Raw genomic sequence first — 12997 nt, 5'->3', positions numbered from 1 at the left:
GTCCCCGGGTAGGTCAGATGCGGGGCGGCCGCGCCTCGTACGGTGTCGACAGCACCACGGTCGTGCGGGTCGAGACACCTGCCAGGGTGCGCAGGCGGGCGAGGAGCTCCTCCAGTTCGTGCGGGGTCGAGACCCGTACCTTCAGGATGTAGTTCTCGTCGCCGGCCACGCTGTGGCAGGCCTCGATCTCGGGCACGCCCGCGAGGCGTTCCGCGATGTCGTCGGGGGCGCTCGGGTCGAACGGTTTCACCGAGATGAAGGCCGTCATGGGCAGCCCGACGGCCTCGGGGTCCACGACCGCGGCATAGCCGCGGATGACACCGCGTTGTTCGAGCCGGCGCACCCGCTGGTGCACGGCGGACGTGGACAGGCCCGTGGCCTTGCCCAGGTCGGTGTAACTCATCCGCCCGTCTGCGACGAGCAGCTGCACGATCTGTCGGTCCAGCTCCTCCATGACGCAAGAACCTACAGGGCCCTTGATCTCGTCGGATACCTCAGCGGCGCAGGTCATACCCGCTTTGTGATGTGGCAGAGTGCTGACTGTGAACCGCCTGGTGGACAAATCCACCGCGCCGGGCACCTGCGGGCGGCATGTGACGAACGACACAGTGCCGCAACCGGGTCCGTGATGTTCTCGTGATTACCGCAGAGACGGGACGGGAAATGCTTGCTGTGGTCGAGGCCGCAGCGCCTTGTCGGCCCACCCGAGGGGGAGAATCCCATGCAGAGTCTTAAGCGCCCTGGTCGTCCCGCATCCAGGCGGCCCAAGCTGGTCGTCGATCCCGAGCCGGAGAGTGTCGAACCCGACGCCGTCGACGGCGAGGAGCTCGACGCCTACGACACCTTCGAGATGTACCGGGTGATCTGCCCGGACTGCGCCCAGCCCATCGCGCTCCTCGCGGACGAGGAGAGCCTTCCCGAGCACGCGCTGTGCGCCTCGCCGTGGAACCCGTTCGGACTGACGGTCTGCGCCGGCACGGGCCGTGCCGCGGGCGACGCCCGGCCCGCCGACGAGTCGGCGGAGCCTCAGGAGCAGGACACCGCCCTTCTGTTGACGCTCCCTCAGGGACTCGACTGGCGGACGCAGCCGTTCTCGCACGTCGGCGGCCCGGGCTCGCGCCCCATGCGGGTCCCCGAGATGCGCCGTCAGGCCGCCTGACCGGCCCTCGCGTTCAGCGACCGGCGGCCGGTCCCTCCCAGTAACTGCCCTGCACCATGGCTCGCAGGCTGCCGTGGTGCAGGATCAGTGTGTCCGGGTCCGGCGGTACGGCGATCTCGCCGAAGTGCACCTGGCGGTAGGCGACGCGCAGCATGACGATCGCGTGCCGTAGTGCCGCGTACAGCGTGTGGAAGTCCATGTCCCGGGGTGTGTGGCCGGTGAGTTGGGCATAACGCCGCTCGACGCGGTCACGGCGCAGGAAGTCGGGCAGTCCGCGCTGGCCGAAGCTCGCCGTCAGGTCCTGGAAGAAGCGGTGCAGGTAGACCGTCCAGCCGAGGTCGACCTCACGCGGGGCGAGGGCCGCCATCTCCCAGTCGAGGACGGCCGCGGGTGCGAACCCGTCGTAGATGACGTTCCCGATGCGCGCGTCACCCCAGTTGAGCACCGCCTCGCCCTCGTCGCGCGGCCACAGTGCGTCGAGCCGGTCGAACGCGCTCTCTATCAGGGGTGAGCGTGACAATCCGTCAATCACCCATTCGTAGTAGGCGCGTTGGGCCTCGACATGACGGCGGAGGGGACTGCCCGCACCCGGAAGGGTCAGGAAGTCGGCTTCCGACAGCGGGGCTTGGTCGTGCAGCCGGGCGAGGAGACCCACCGAGGCCGCCTCCAGCCGTTCGCGTTCCTGATCGCTCGCCGCGTGCAGCCAGTTCCCCTCGTACGTGTAGGGCATGACGTCCGGCGGCACGCGCCCCTCGACCCGTTCCATGACGAAGAACGGCGCGCCGAGCGGGCCGGGGTCCTCCTCCAGCCACAGCACCCGCGGCACGGAGAGATCGGTGCGCTCGGCGACCAGTCTCATCGTGCGGTACTGACGGGGCATGTCGTAGACGGGGAAGACGGTGTACGCCGCCGGGTCCGCCGCCAGCCTCAACGCGCAGGCGGACAGCGGCGGTTCGGGGTGCTCGATATCGAAGAGCAGGGTCTCGCTGGACATGCCGTTGGACTCGGGGACGGTGACGTTGGCCGCCTTGGCGCCCGGGAGGCGGGCGGCGAGCCAGGCGGTCAGCCGGCGGCCCAGTTCCTCCGGGTCGCGGGTGGTCGTGCGCGGGCGCGGTGCCGTGGCCATCTCATTCCCCCTCAGGGCGCGACCGAGTCGAAGCCGGTGAAACCGCTCGGGTCGTGGCGGCCGAACGAGCCGTGTTCGAAGATCCCGTGGCCGACCTGCCCGTCCAGCGTGCAGCGGGCCGCGTGGTCGATCACCCCGTATGCGGCACGGGGGTGCGCGGCCGGGTCGGAGAGGTCGTAGGCGCGGCGGTCGGTCCAGTCGCGCCCGACCCAGGTGCCGTGCTGCCAGTCGTCGGCGGGCGGATAGCCGGCGCCGACGGCGAGCGGGGAGGAGGTGAGCACCTCCACGTCCAGCTCCATGGGCTTGCGGTCCCCCGGGCGGGTGAGGTGGATGACGGCGGACGTGGGGTGGCGGCTGCCGGAGCGATAGGTGATGTCGGCCTGGGGCCAGCCGAGTTGGAGGTCGCGCTCCGCGTTGCGTACGAGCGTCGCGTCGTTCAGCGTCCGGTAGCCGTCGGCGTCCTCCTGGACGACGACCATCAGGAACCGGTCCTCGAACCGGACCGGGCACCACAGCCAGTGGAAGCCCTCGGCCGGGTTCTCCTCCGCGAGCCGGCCGCCCTCCTCCCCCGGGATCGGGCGCACGCCCCAGCTGCGGTCGCGGGTGCCGGTCCAGCGTCCACGCTCCAGGCGTATCTCCTCGCCACCGATCCGGATCCAGCCCTCGCAGTGCCCCGCCTGCACGAAGCGTTTGCCCTCCAGGGTGAGCCGGCCGCCGCGCCGCTGGAGGTGGTGCGGCTCCCACAGGGCCGGGAAGTCGGCCGACCAGGTGATCTCGTACGACAGTCCCTCCGGGTCGGCGGGATCGGCCGCGCAGCTCAGCACGAAGGTCCTCAGGGGGCGCTCGACGAGGATGCGCAGCGGGCCGACGGCGAGGCGCATCCGGTCGTCCCCGAGCGCGTCCGAGGCACGCACCGCGTGCAGGCGGTCGCCGAGTCGCAGGGTGGCGTAGGCGTCGACGACCCCGACGTTCGGATAGACGCCGAGACCCAGGATCAGCAGCGCCCGGCCCTGGTGGTCGAAGACGTGGAAGATGCAGCGGTCGTACGCGTTCCGGTCCCCGGTCGCGAGGTGCTTCATGGACAGGGGCACCTGGTGCACGGGGTACTCGTCGAGGGCAACGGGGCGGTCGTCGGGCACGGCAAGCCTCCCTGGGGGCACGGCGGTTGACGTCCCCCGGAAGGGTGCGGCCCCCGGCGGCGCCAAGTTGACGGTACGTCAGATGGCGGCCCGGGGCCAGACACCCGCACGTCGGGGCGCCCCCCGTACGGACCCACCGCGAACCCACGCTCGATTACGCGGGCGGGTGACCTGGCCGCGCACCCGCGCGTTGCCCCGGTATGACCCCCACTTATGCGGCGACCGAGCGGCCTCGCCGGATCTTCGTCCCGGCTCCGGCAGAATCGGTTCGGCCGGCAGCCGCCGCGCCGGCGGCCCAGGATCCCCCCATCTACCGCGCGCTGATCCGCGCCTGGGCCGAGCGCGGCCGCACGCTGCCGGGGCGCCACGACCCGGAGTGGGTCCGGCTGACGGCGCCGCCGGTTCTCTACGGCTACGGGCAGTTCAGTGTGACTCCGGCCCCGCGAGGTGACGGGCGATGACCATCCGCTGGATCTGATTGGTGCCCTCGACGATCTGGAGGACCTTGGCCTCGCGCATATAGCGCTCGACCGGGAAGTCCGCGGTGTAGCCGTACCCGCCGAGCACCTGGACGGCGTCCGTGGTGACCTTCATCGCCGTGTCCGTGCACAGCAGCTTCGCCATGGCGGCCTGCTTGGCGAAGGGCCGCCCCGAGTCGCGCAGCCGTGCCGCGGCCAGGTAGAGCGCCCGGCCCGCCTCGATCTGCGTCGCCATGTCCGCGAGCATGAAGCGCAGGCCCTGGAAGTGGGAGATCGGCCGACCGAACTGCTCGCGCCCGGTCGCGTACGCGACGGCCTCGTCGAGGGCCGCCTGGGCGACACCGATGGCGCAGGCCGCGATGCCGAGCCGGCCGGAGTCGAGCGCGGCGAGGGCGATCGCGAAGCCCTGCCCCTCGTCGCCGATGCGCCGGCCGTCGGACACCCGTACGCCGTCGAAGTGGACCTGCGCGGTGGGCGAGCCCTTCATGCCCATCTTCCTCTCGGGCGGGGCGGCGCTCAGCCCCTCGGTGTGGCCGGGCACCAGGAACGCGGTGATGCCGCGCGGGCCCTCGCCGCCGCTGCGGGCGAGCACCGTGCAGAAGTCGGCGACGCCGCCGTGCGTGATCCAGGCCTTGGTGCCCGTGATCGCCCAGCCGTCACCCGTGCGCACGGCCCTGGTGCGCAGTGAGGCGGCGTCCGAGCCGGAGGAAGGCTCCGAGAGGCAGTAGGCCCCCAGGAGACCGCCGCCGAGCATCGCGGGCAGGTACTCGGCCCGCTGTTCCTTGGTGCCGTAGTTCGCCAGGGCGTGGCAGGAGAGGGTGTGCACACTGACGCCGAGGCCGACGGTGAGACGGGCCATGGCGAGCTCTTCCAGAACCTGGAGGTAGACCTCGTACGGCTGGTCGCCACCGCCGTACTCGGAGTCGTACGGCAGTCCGAGCAGTCCGGCGTCGGAGAGCAGGCCGAAGATCTCGCGCGGGAAGCGTCCGGCGTCCTCCTCCTCGGCCGCCTTCGGGGCTATCTCGCGGTGCGCGATGTCACGGACGAGGGAGATGAGATCCCGGGCCTCGTCCGTGGGCAGTTGACGGTCCACCGGCTGCGGGGCGCGGTCGGGCATGGCGACGCTCTCCTCCCTGTCGGGCGCATCGGCGCACGCGCGCCGGGGGTGGGGCGGCGGCGCCGGGTCTCACGGCCCAGCCGATGCTGCCGTTCCTGGGTGGAGAACGGCCTGATCAGCGGCTGTGGCGCTGTGAGTATGCCCGTTCGGGGGCACCGAGTCACCAGTTAACGATCGCTTACCTGAAGTGAGGGCAGCCGATCCGACCACTCCGTCCAATTGGTCCGAACCATTGACGCACTGGTCTAGTCCTCCTACTGTTCCGTCAACGCGTCACCGCGTTCATGCCAAACAGCACGCGCAGGTCCCGGCACGCCCCCCACGCTCCCCTCCCCCACGAGGAGAACCGATGCTCCGACCGCACCGCCCCCGCTTCCGAGCACTCCTGTCCGCCGCCTGTTGCGCCGCCCTCGGCGCCACGCTGCTCGCCGGCGCGGGCACGGCCACCGCGACCACCGCGACCCCCTCGACCCAGCAGGCCGCCGGTTCCAAGGTCGTCGGCTACTTCACGGAATGGGGCGTCTACGACCGGAACTACCACGTCAAGAACGTCGAGACGTCCGGCTCGGCCGCCAAGCTCACCCACATCAACTACGCCTTCGGCAATGTCACCGGCGGCAAGTGCGCCATGGGCGACGCCTACGCGGCGACCGACAAGGCGTACACCGCCGACCAGTCGGTGGACGGGGTCGCCGACACCTGGGACCAGCCCCTGCGCGGCAACTTCAACCAGTTGCGCAAGCTGAAGAAGAAGCACCCGAACCTCAAGGTCCTCTGGTCCTTCGGCGGTTGGACCTGGTCGAGCGGTTTCGCTGAGGCCGCCAGGAACCCGGCCGCGTTCGCGCAGTCGTGCTACGACCTGGTCGAGAACTCCAAGTGGGCGGACGTCTTCGACGGCATCGACATCGACTGGGAGTATCCGAACGCCTGTGGCAACACCTGCGACACCAGCGGCAGCGCGGCCTTCAAGAACGTGATGGCGGCGCTGCGGGCGAAGTTCGGCTCCGGCAACCTGGTCACCGCGGCGATCACGGCGGACGCGACCGCGGGCGGCAAGATCGACGCGGCGGACTACGCGGGCGCGGCGCAGTACGTCGACTGGTACAACCCGATGACGTACGACTTCTTCGGCGCCTGGGACACGGCCGGACCCACGGCTCCGCACTCTCCGCTGAACTCGTACACCGGTATCCCCAAGGCGGGTTACTACACCTCCGCCACGATCGCGAAGCTCAAGGGCCTGGGCATCCCGGCCTCGAAGCTGCTGCTGGGCATCGGGTTCTACGGGCGCGGCTGGACCGGCGTCACCCAGGCGCCCCCCGGCGGCACGGCCACCGGACCGGCGGCGGGAACGTACGAGCAGGGCATCGACGACTACAAGGTGCTGAAGACGAAGTGCCCGGCGACGGGGACGGTCGCCGGCACGGCGTACGCCAAGTGCGGTACGAACTGGTGGAGTTACGACACCCCGTCGACCATCGCGGGGAAGATGACCTACAAGAACCAGCAGGGTCTGGGCGGCACCTTCCTCTGGGAGCTCAGCGGTGACACCTCGAACGGGGAGCTGATCAAGGCGATCAACTAGCCGGTTTCGTAGGTGAGTCGGGGCGGGGGATCGGTTGCCCCCCGCCCCTCGCTCAGGTCTCCCGGCGGGCCGGCTGCGGGGCCCGGTAGGAGGGGTCGAGTTCCTCGACCGCGCGCATCGCGCCGCCCAGCATCTTCACCAGCAGCTCGCGGACCGTGTCGCGCGGCAGGGCCGGGTTGCCGATCCAGTCGAGGGTCGCGCCCTCGACGCCGTAGAGCCAGGCGAGCAGCGCCATACGGGGCAGCGGCGCTATCTTGCGCCTGCCGTACGCCCCTTCGGCGATGGTCTCGACGATGACCTCACGCACACCCTCGCGGATGGCCTGCACCTCGGTGTCGAAGCCGACTCCACCGGTGATGATCGTGCGGTATGCGGCCTGGTTGTGCTCGGCGTAGCGCAGATAGCCGTCGATGGTGCGGTGCACCCGCTCGACCGGGGGCAGCTCGAGGCCGCTCGCCGCCCGGGAGATCAGGTCCGCGACCGAGTCCTCGACGATCGCGAGGTAGTAGCCGCGCTTGGACTTGAAGTAGTAGTAGATCAGCCCTTTGGCGACATGCGCCTGGCGTGCGATGTCATCCATCGACAGCGCGTCGTAGGACGTGTCGGCGAACAACTTCCGCCCGATGGCGATGAGTTCGGCGCGGCGCGCCAGTGAGCGATCGGTGCCGCGCGCCCGGGGGCGGTCGACGGCGCGCTGTTGACTATGATTCAATTCCAGCCCTAGTCTCCGACTGCCAGCGGGACGTTGGCAGTATGGCAGACCGGTACCACCCGCTCGTTCGACTCTGATCGACCGGGCGCGGTCTTGGGGAGAACTGTCGTGTGGGCTCAGCTCATCCTGACGTCCGCCGGTTCATTGCCCAGCAGGTCCGCCGGTTCATTTCACAGCAGGCCGAGCTGGGTGACGAGCATCGCGAGGACCACGACGAAGGTCCAGCCCGCGACGTGTTCGAGGATCTTGGGGCCGTCGTCCTTGGGACCGCCGGTGCGGGCGCGGAGTCGGGTGGCGGTGGCGGAGCTCGCGGTCATGGTTTCTCGCTGACGTAGTGGTGCGGTGACATCCCCCGCCTCACGCCGGCTCCCCACCGGCCCGTCCACCTTGCCACCGGATCGGGTTTCAGCGGTAGAGACCCAGGTCACCCCGGGCACCTCGAACACCTCGACGGGACACGCCGGACGCTTCGACCACCTTCGAATACCTCGCCTTTCGGCAACGATGCGCCGGGGGTGTGGGTCTCCTCACAGGACAGTGGTCAGCCAACCGAAAGGTCCTCGATGAGCACGTTCCGGACGCCTCGCCGCAGAGCGCGCCTCGCTCTGGCGGCGGCGATCACGGTGGCAGCCGCCTTGACGGGGCCGGTCTCGCAAGCCGCCGGCTCCCCGTCCGCCCGCACGTCCCCGTCCGCCGCGCCCTCCCCGGGTGCGCCGGGCCTCGGCGACCCGATCTTCCCGCTCGACGGCAACGGCGGCTACAAGGTGAACCGCTACCTCCTCGACTTCGACTGGCAGGCGCCCAGGACGCCCTTCGAGGCCGCCACGACGATCAGGGCGACCGCCACCCAGGCCCTGTCCCGCTTCGACCTGGACTTCGCGGGCAACACCCTGCACTCGGTGACCGTGGACGGGACGACCGCCAAGGCCGTGCGCGACGGCGACGAACTGGTGATCACCCCGGCCAGGCCGCTCGCCAAGGGCAAGCCCTTCACCGTCAAGGTCACCTACACCGCCGACCCGACCCAGATACGGCACCGCGACGACGCCATCGAGGACTACGGCTGGATCCCCACGCCGGACGGCACGGTGCTGTACCCGCAGCCCAACGGCGCCAAGATGATCTTCCCGTCGAACGACCACCCGAGTCAGCGCGCCCCGATCACCTTCCGCATCACCACCCCGCCGGGCCTCACGGCCGTCGCGGGCGGCGAGCTCACGGGCCGCGCCGAGCAGGCGGACGGGCGCGTGAGGTGGACGTACGACTCCGAACAGCCCCTCGCCACCCAGCTCGCCCAGCTGGCGATCGGCAGGTTCACCTTCGTCGACAGCACCGGGCCGCACGGGCTGCCGATCCGCGATGTGGTCCCGGACGACCTGGTCGCCTCCACCGAGCAGTACCGCAAGCTCACGGCCGACCACATCGCGTGGCTGGAGGAGCGGCTCGGCCCCTACCCCTTCAACCGCTACGGCCTCCTCGTCGGCGACACCGACCTGGGTGTGGCCCTGGAGACACAGACGCTCTCCCTGATCCCGAAGGCCGACCTGCTCGGCGACCAGGTCAGCGCCGAGCGCAACCTCGTGCACGAGCTCACCCACCAGTGGACCGGCGACAGCGTCGGCATCAAGAGCTGGTCCGACCTGTGGCTGAGCGAGGGCCACGCCCGCTTCTACGAGCGGCTGTACTCGCAGGCGCACGGCGGCGACAGCTTCGAGGCCACGATGAAGACGGCGTACGCGAGCCACGACCAGTGGCGTCACGACTACGGCGCCCCCGCCGAACCGACCGAACCGAACCTCTTCAAGCGGATGCGGTACGACGGCTCGACGCTCGTCCTGTACGCGCTGCGCGAGAAGGTCGGCCAGGAGACGTTCGGGAAGATCGAGCGGGCCTGGGTCACCGAGTACCGCGGAAAGATCGCCAGTACCCAGGACTACGTCGACCTGGCGTCCAAGGTCGCGGGCCAGGACCTCGACGGCTTCCTGCACCCGTGGCTCTACGGCGCCAAGACCCCGCCGATGCCGAATCACCCGGACTGGGTGGTCGACCCGGTCCAGGGCTGAGGGACCAGCACCGAGGAACCGAGGCGCAGGCCCACGGCTGAGGGCCCACGGCTGGGTGAGGGGGCGGCACCACGGGGGTCGCCCCCTCGCTCAACGGACTCCGACCGCCTTGAGCGCGGCGCGCTGGCGCGCCGACGGATTCGCCGTGGCACGCGAGCCCGCAAGCACCCCGCTCTCGTTCTGGGGGCGGAGCGCATTCGTTGAAGGTTCATATTTCGTTACGGTTTCATCACCGTATCTCCGTGGCCCTTACATATTCTTCACCTGCCCCGTTACGGTCATCCCTCCATGAACCACCCTGGGGGGACACATGTCGCACAACCAGCCGCCGTCCGGGCCCAACTGGGGCCAGGTACCGCCGCCTCCGATGCCGCCGCAGCCCGCCGGCCGCCCGAAGTGGGCGCGTAAGCGGATCGCCATCCCCGCCGCCCTGGTCATCCTGTTCATCGGAGTCGGCATCGGCTCCTCCGGCAACGACCAGAAGACGGCCTCCAGCGCGAAGCCCGCGCCGCGCGTCACCGTCACCGAAACCGCCAAGGGCAACGCGAAGCCCGCGCCCGCCCCGACGGTGACCGTGACGAAGACCGCGAAGCCGGCCGCCGTGAAGGCCACGCCGAAGAAGAGCGAAGCCCCCGCCGACAAGGTCGTGTTCAAGGTGTGGGGCTCCGCGCCGGCCGGCGTGGACATCACCTACGGCAGCGATACCGACAACCTGCAAGGCCGCGGTCTGCCGATGACGAAGACACTGACGTTGAAGGATGACGCCATGTACTACAGCGTCACCGCGCAGCTGCAGGGTGGCGGCGACGTCCATTGCTCGGTGACCGTGGACGGCAAGACGAAGACGGGGCATGCCGCCGGCGGATACAACATCTGCTCGGCGCAGCTCAGCGGCGGCCTCTTCGGCGGCTGGAGCTAGAACCGCCCGCACGACGAAGCGCCCCCGCTCACCCGCCGGTTGGCGGGTGAGCGGGGGCATCGGTGTCTGGTCAGGCGGCCTTCGGCTCCGACGGCCAGTTGGCGTCGCGTCCTGCTTCGAGGAGCGGCACCATGCGGAAGGCGTGGTCGGTGAGGCCGCCGAAGGTGTGGCGGCCCGCGGTCCCGGAGGGCATGGCGCCGGGCTTGTAGCCGGCCATGTTCCACATGTAGACGGGAACCGTCTGCGGTACGAGGTAGTCGATCGCCGTCTCCCGCATACCGCCGAACCGCTCCATGTGGGAGGGGCTTGCGGACGAGCTGGGTGTACCGGTCGTCGCGGTCGCCGCCCTTTTCGTAGCAGGAGAAGTATCCGCGGCCTGCGCACCGGGAGGTGCGTGAAGTTGAGTGACCACCATATCTGCATCATCCGGTCACTCGTCCAGCAGATACCTCAACTGCCGCAGCGGGACAGGCGGATGTCACAGCTCCGCAACCCCTCCCCCCTTCCGTCCCGTCTGCCCTACGGTGTCCCGATCAGCTCAGCCCTGGGGGGAATCTGTGCGTACCCGCATGATCGGCGCCATCCTGCTCGCCACTGCGGCCGGCGGTGTTGTCGCCTGTCAGCCGGCCGACGGTAGCAAGGCCACCGGCGCCCCGGCGTCAGGCGTCACCGCGTCGACGTCGAAAGACGACAAGCCCGCCGCGGCCGGGCGCAAGGCGGTGCCCAACCTTGTCGGCATGGGCCTGCAGTCCGCGCAGGACGCAGCGCAGGAGCAGGGCTTCTACTCGCTGAAGTCGCACGACTCGCTCGGCCGGGACCGCATGCAGATCCTCGACCGCGACTGGAAAGTCTGCTCCCAGAACACGAAGGCCGGCACGACTGCAAGCACCGACACGACGCTCGACCTCGGTGCGGTGAAGCTCGCCGAGAAGTGCCCGTCGAAGGACGAGTCCGCGCCGTCTGCGGCCGGCGGCACGATGCCGGACTTCAAGGGGAAGTCGGTGAAGGCGGCACGCGCCGCGCTGGACCCAAGCACGTCGATCACGGTGAAGGACGCGTCGGCTTCGGATCGGCTGGTGCTGATCGAGAGCAACTGGAAGGTGTGCACTCAGTCGCCGTCCGCTGGTACCGCGCTCAGGGGGCAGCCGGTCGCGTTGACTGCGGCCAAGTTCGAAGAGTCCTGCTAGGCCCTGTCGTCACATTCCCGTCGTTCGCCCGGCGGGCGGGCCGCTCCCGGCAGTCCGGGAGCGGCCCTCATGTCATGCTCAGCGAATACCTACGAGGGCCAGTGCACGCTTCTGGCCTGGTGAAAGGCTCGCCGGGAAGTACAGGTAGCAGACCCCGCCGGTACCGGAGGCGACGTTCCCGGAGGCGTTGTACCTCTTGGTACGGAGCCAGATGTTCTCCCATTCGCGCCGCTTGTAGACCCGGCGCACGGCGTCGTCGCCCGGCGAGGCGGGGTCATTGGCGATCACATCGCCGTCCGCGGTGAATCCGATGACGGTCATGAGGTGGCCCGAGGTCCCGTACCCCGCCCCCGTCAGCTCCGACTTCAGGAACGACTGGGACGTTATGGCCGGGATGCCGGCGGCGATCAGCGTCTCCAGGTCGGTGAGCGAGCGGAGACGGGTGACCACCCCCTGGAGGTCCTTGTACGTCGCCGCGTACGCCGCGTTGAAGGGCCAGTTGCCGCAGCCGCCGTACTGGTAGTCGTAGGTGAAGCGGGCCGCGTGGCAGACCTGCGGGTCGGCGAAGGCCGGGTCGACCCAGGCGAGTTGCTCCGCCGTGGGCCTGCGCCCCCAGTGCTCGATGATCATCTGCGAGGAGGTGGGACTGCACCAGGCCTCGCCGCCGCTGTCGTACTCGGGGTACTGGCCCGCGTGGATCTCCTGGGAGTAGCGCGGGACCGTCAACTCCCGGGCGAGCCCGGGGGTGGAGGCCGGGACGGTGAAGCGGTCGGGGATGTCGGAGCCCATCGCGCCGAGCCGCCAGACGGTGGGCGTGAGCCGGGAGCCCGGGGTGCGGTACAGGGTCAGACGGAGCCGGTACGAGACGAGGCGCAGGCCCGATGCCGCGTCGTCGATCGAGAAGGTGTCCGTCCAGATACTGCTCTTGCCGTCCTTCTGGTCGTCCACGGAGGTCCGCTTGATGTCCTGGTCGCCGGCCGCCCAGCGGCCCATCACGTACCAGGGGGTGGCGGTGCCGTCGGAGTACGTGCCCGTGAGCTCGACCTGGAGCCAGGTGCCCGCCGGGGTGTGCGCGTTCCAGGAGGCGATGGCCTCGGTGGCGGGGACGGCGAGCCGGTGGACCGGGGAGGTCCAGGTCGCGTACTCCCAGGCCGCGGTCTTTCCGGTGTGCGGGTCGGTGTAGTCCGCGGTGCCGGCCGGGGTCGCGATCACCAGGCCGGGACGGGCGGCCGCCAGGGCCCGCGTGCCCCTCGCGGTGCCGGTGCGCCAGTCGGCGTACGTGGTCCAGGCCCGGTTGTCCACAAGGCCCGGACCCGCGTGCGTGCGCGCCGCCCCGGCCGGCGTGGCCGCGGCCGCGGTGCCCGCGGTACCGATCGCCGCCGCGGCGGCCGCCACGGCCAGGAGGGCTCTGCGGGACGGTTCTGAAGCTCTGGTCATGGGTGGGGGACCCCCAGTTCGTCCGGAAGCGACGGCTCCCCACTATGGACGGTGGAAGGCTGCTCCTGCCAGCA

The 12997-nt window shown here is 70.2% G+C and carries 12 protein-coding genes and 1 pseudogene; 5 read left to right on the top strand and 8 right to left on the bottom strand.

The window, feature by feature from the left end:
• Positions 1-13: 13 nt before the first annotated feature.
• Positions 14-454, bottom strand: coding sequence for an Lrp/AsnC family transcriptional regulator (locus ACIQTP_RS09850; protein WP_067366187.1), 441 nt, complete (start codon positions 452-454; stop codon positions 14-16).
• Between the two features lie 267 nt (positions 455-721).
• Here ACIQTP_RS09850 and ACIQTP_RS09845 point away from each other — a divergent pair, with 267 nt between their 5' ends.
• Positions 722-1159 (top strand): hypothetical protein, encoded by a 438-nt coding sequence (locus ACIQTP_RS09845; protein ID WP_403398005.1) that lies wholly within the window; start codon positions 722-724, stop codon positions 1157-1159.
• A gap of 13 nt (positions 1160-1172) precedes the next feature.
• On the opposite strand, the gene ACIQTP_RS09840 is transcribed toward ACIQTP_RS09845, so the two are convergent.
• From ACIQTP_RS09840 to ACIQTP_RS09830, 3 genes are all read right to left on the bottom strand, one after another.
• Entirely contained in the window at positions 1173-2285 is a 1113-nt protein-coding gene (locus tag ACIQTP_RS09840; RefSeq protein ID WP_403398003.1) for a phosphotransferase family protein, read from the bottom strand.
• An 11-nt stretch (positions 2286-2296) separates the two neighbouring features.
• Positions 2297-3424 carry a hypothetical protein gene (locus tag ACIQTP_RS09835; protein WP_403398001.1) on the bottom strand — a complete coding sequence of 376 codons (1128 nt, stop codon included), beginning with the start codon at positions 3422-3424 and terminating at the stop codon, positions 2297-2299.
• A gap of 423 nt (positions 3425-3847) precedes the next feature.
• Positions 3848-5020 (bottom strand): acyl-CoA dehydrogenase family protein, encoded by a 1173-nt coding sequence (locus ACIQTP_RS09830; protein WP_403397999.1) that lies wholly within the window; start codon positions 5018-5020, stop codon positions 3848-3850.
• 349 nt (positions 5021-5369) lie between these two features.
• Here ACIQTP_RS09830 and ACIQTP_RS09825 point away from each other — a divergent pair, with 349 nt between their 5' ends.
• Entirely contained in the window at positions 5370-6605 is a 1236-nt protein-coding gene (locus ACIQTP_RS09825) for a glycoside hydrolase family 18 protein (protein WP_403397997.1), read from the top strand.
• A 52-nt stretch (positions 6606-6657) separates the two neighbouring features.
• Here ACIQTP_RS09825 and ACIQTP_RS09820 read toward each other — a convergent pair whose 3' ends face one another.
• Together ACIQTP_RS09820 and ACIQTP_RS09815 are read right to left on the bottom strand one after the other, a co-directional pair.
• Positions 6658-7317: a TetR/AcrR family transcriptional regulator gene (locus ACIQTP_RS09820; protein WP_403397994.1), complete on the bottom strand. Its 660-nt coding sequence runs from the start codon at positions 7315-7317 to the stop codon at positions 6658-6660.
• A 170-nt stretch (positions 7318-7487) separates the two neighbouring features.
• A complete protein-coding gene (locus ACIQTP_RS09815; protein WP_107096575.1) occupies positions 7488-7634 on the bottom strand; it encodes an SCO1431 family membrane protein in 147 nt (48 codons plus the stop codon).
• A 246-nt stretch (positions 7635-7880) separates the two neighbouring features.
• Between ACIQTP_RS09815 and ACIQTP_RS09810 the strand changes: the two genes are divergently transcribed.
• Together ACIQTP_RS09810 and ACIQTP_RS09805 are read left to right on the top strand one after the other, a co-directional pair.
• Complete coding sequence (locus ACIQTP_RS09810; protein WP_403397991.1) at positions 7881-9380, top strand: M1 family metallopeptidase; 1500 nt, start codon at positions 7881-7883, stop codon at positions 9378-9380.
• 310 nt (positions 9381-9690) lie between these two features.
• Positions 9691-10299 carry a hypothetical protein gene (locus tag ACIQTP_RS09805; RefSeq protein WP_403397989.1) on the top strand — a complete coding sequence of 203 codons (609 nt, stop codon included), beginning with the start codon at positions 9691-9693 and terminating at the stop codon, positions 10297-10299.
• 70 nt (positions 10300-10369) lie between these two features.
• On the opposite strand, the pseudogene ACIQTP_RS09800 reads toward ACIQTP_RS09805, so the two are convergent.
• A pseudogene (locus tag ACIQTP_RS09800) lies at positions 10370-10549 on the bottom strand (TROVE domain-containing protein); the annotation flags it as partial.
• Between the two features lie 319 nt (positions 10550-10868).
• Here ACIQTP_RS09800 and ACIQTP_RS09795 point away from each other — a divergent pair.
• Positions 10869-11486, top strand: a complete 618-nt coding sequence (locus tag ACIQTP_RS09795; protein WP_403397986.1) for a hypothetical protein — start codon at positions 10869-10871, stop codon at positions 11484-11486.
• Positions 11487-11564: 78 nt separating this feature from the next.
• On the opposite strand, the gene ACIQTP_RS09790 is transcribed toward ACIQTP_RS09795, so the two are convergent.
• Positions 11565-12923, bottom strand: a complete 1359-nt coding sequence (locus ACIQTP_RS09790; RefSeq protein WP_403397983.1) for a peptidase C39 family protein — start codon at positions 12921-12923, stop codon at positions 11565-11567.
• Positions 12924-12997: the final 74 nt, after the last annotated feature.

The sequence above is a fragment of the Streptomyces sp. NPDC090798 genome (assembly GCF_044768965.1).
Classification (GTDB): domain Bacteria; phylum Actinomycetota; class Actinomycetes; order Streptomycetales; family Streptomycetaceae; genus Streptomyces.
This window is presented reverse-complemented; position numbering and strand designations above follow the sequence as displayed.

What these genes read in the sequence shown, in the direction of transcription:
- ACIQTP_RS09790 (WP_403397983.1), bottom strand. Translation starts at nt 12,923, where the DNA reads ATGACCAGAGCTTCAGAACCGTCCCGCAGAGCCCTCCTGGCCGTGGCG.
- ACIQTP_RS09830 (WP_403397999.1), bottom strand. Translation starts at nt 5,020, where the DNA reads ATGCCCGACCGCGCCCCGCAGCCGGTGGACCGTCAACTGCCCACGGAC.
- ACIQTP_RS09845 (WP_403398005.1), top strand. Translation starts at nt 722, where the DNA reads ATGCAGAGTCTTAAGCGCCCTGGTCGTCCCGCATCCAGGCGGCCCAAG.
- ACIQTP_RS09815 (WP_107096575.1), bottom strand. Translation starts at nt 7,634, where the DNA reads ATGACCGCGAGCTCCGCCACCGCCACCCGACTCCGCGCCCGCACCGGC.
- ACIQTP_RS09825 (WP_403397997.1), top strand. Translation starts at nt 5,370, where the DNA reads ATGCTCCGACCGCACCGCCCCCGCTTCCGAGCACTCCTGTCCGCCGCC.
- ACIQTP_RS09795 (WP_403397986.1), top strand. Translation starts at nt 10,869, where the DNA reads ATGATCGGCGCCATCCTGCTCGCCACTGCGGCCGGCGGTGTTGTCGCC.
- ACIQTP_RS09840 (WP_403398003.1), bottom strand. Translation starts at nt 2,285, where the DNA reads ATGGCCACGGCACCGCGCCCGCGCACGACCACCCGCGACCCGGAGGAA.
- ACIQTP_RS09850 (WP_067366187.1), bottom strand. Translation starts at nt 454, where the DNA reads ATGGAGGAGCTGGACCGACAGATCGTGCAGCTGCTCGTCGCAGACGGG.
- ACIQTP_RS09810 (WP_403397991.1), top strand. Translation starts at nt 7,881, where the DNA reads ATGAGCACGTTCCGGACGCCTCGCCGCAGAGCGCGCCTCGCTCTGGCG.
- ACIQTP_RS09805 (WP_403397989.1), top strand. Translation starts at nt 9,691, where the DNA reads ATGTCGCACAACCAGCCGCCGTCCGGGCCCAACTGGGGCCAGGTACCG.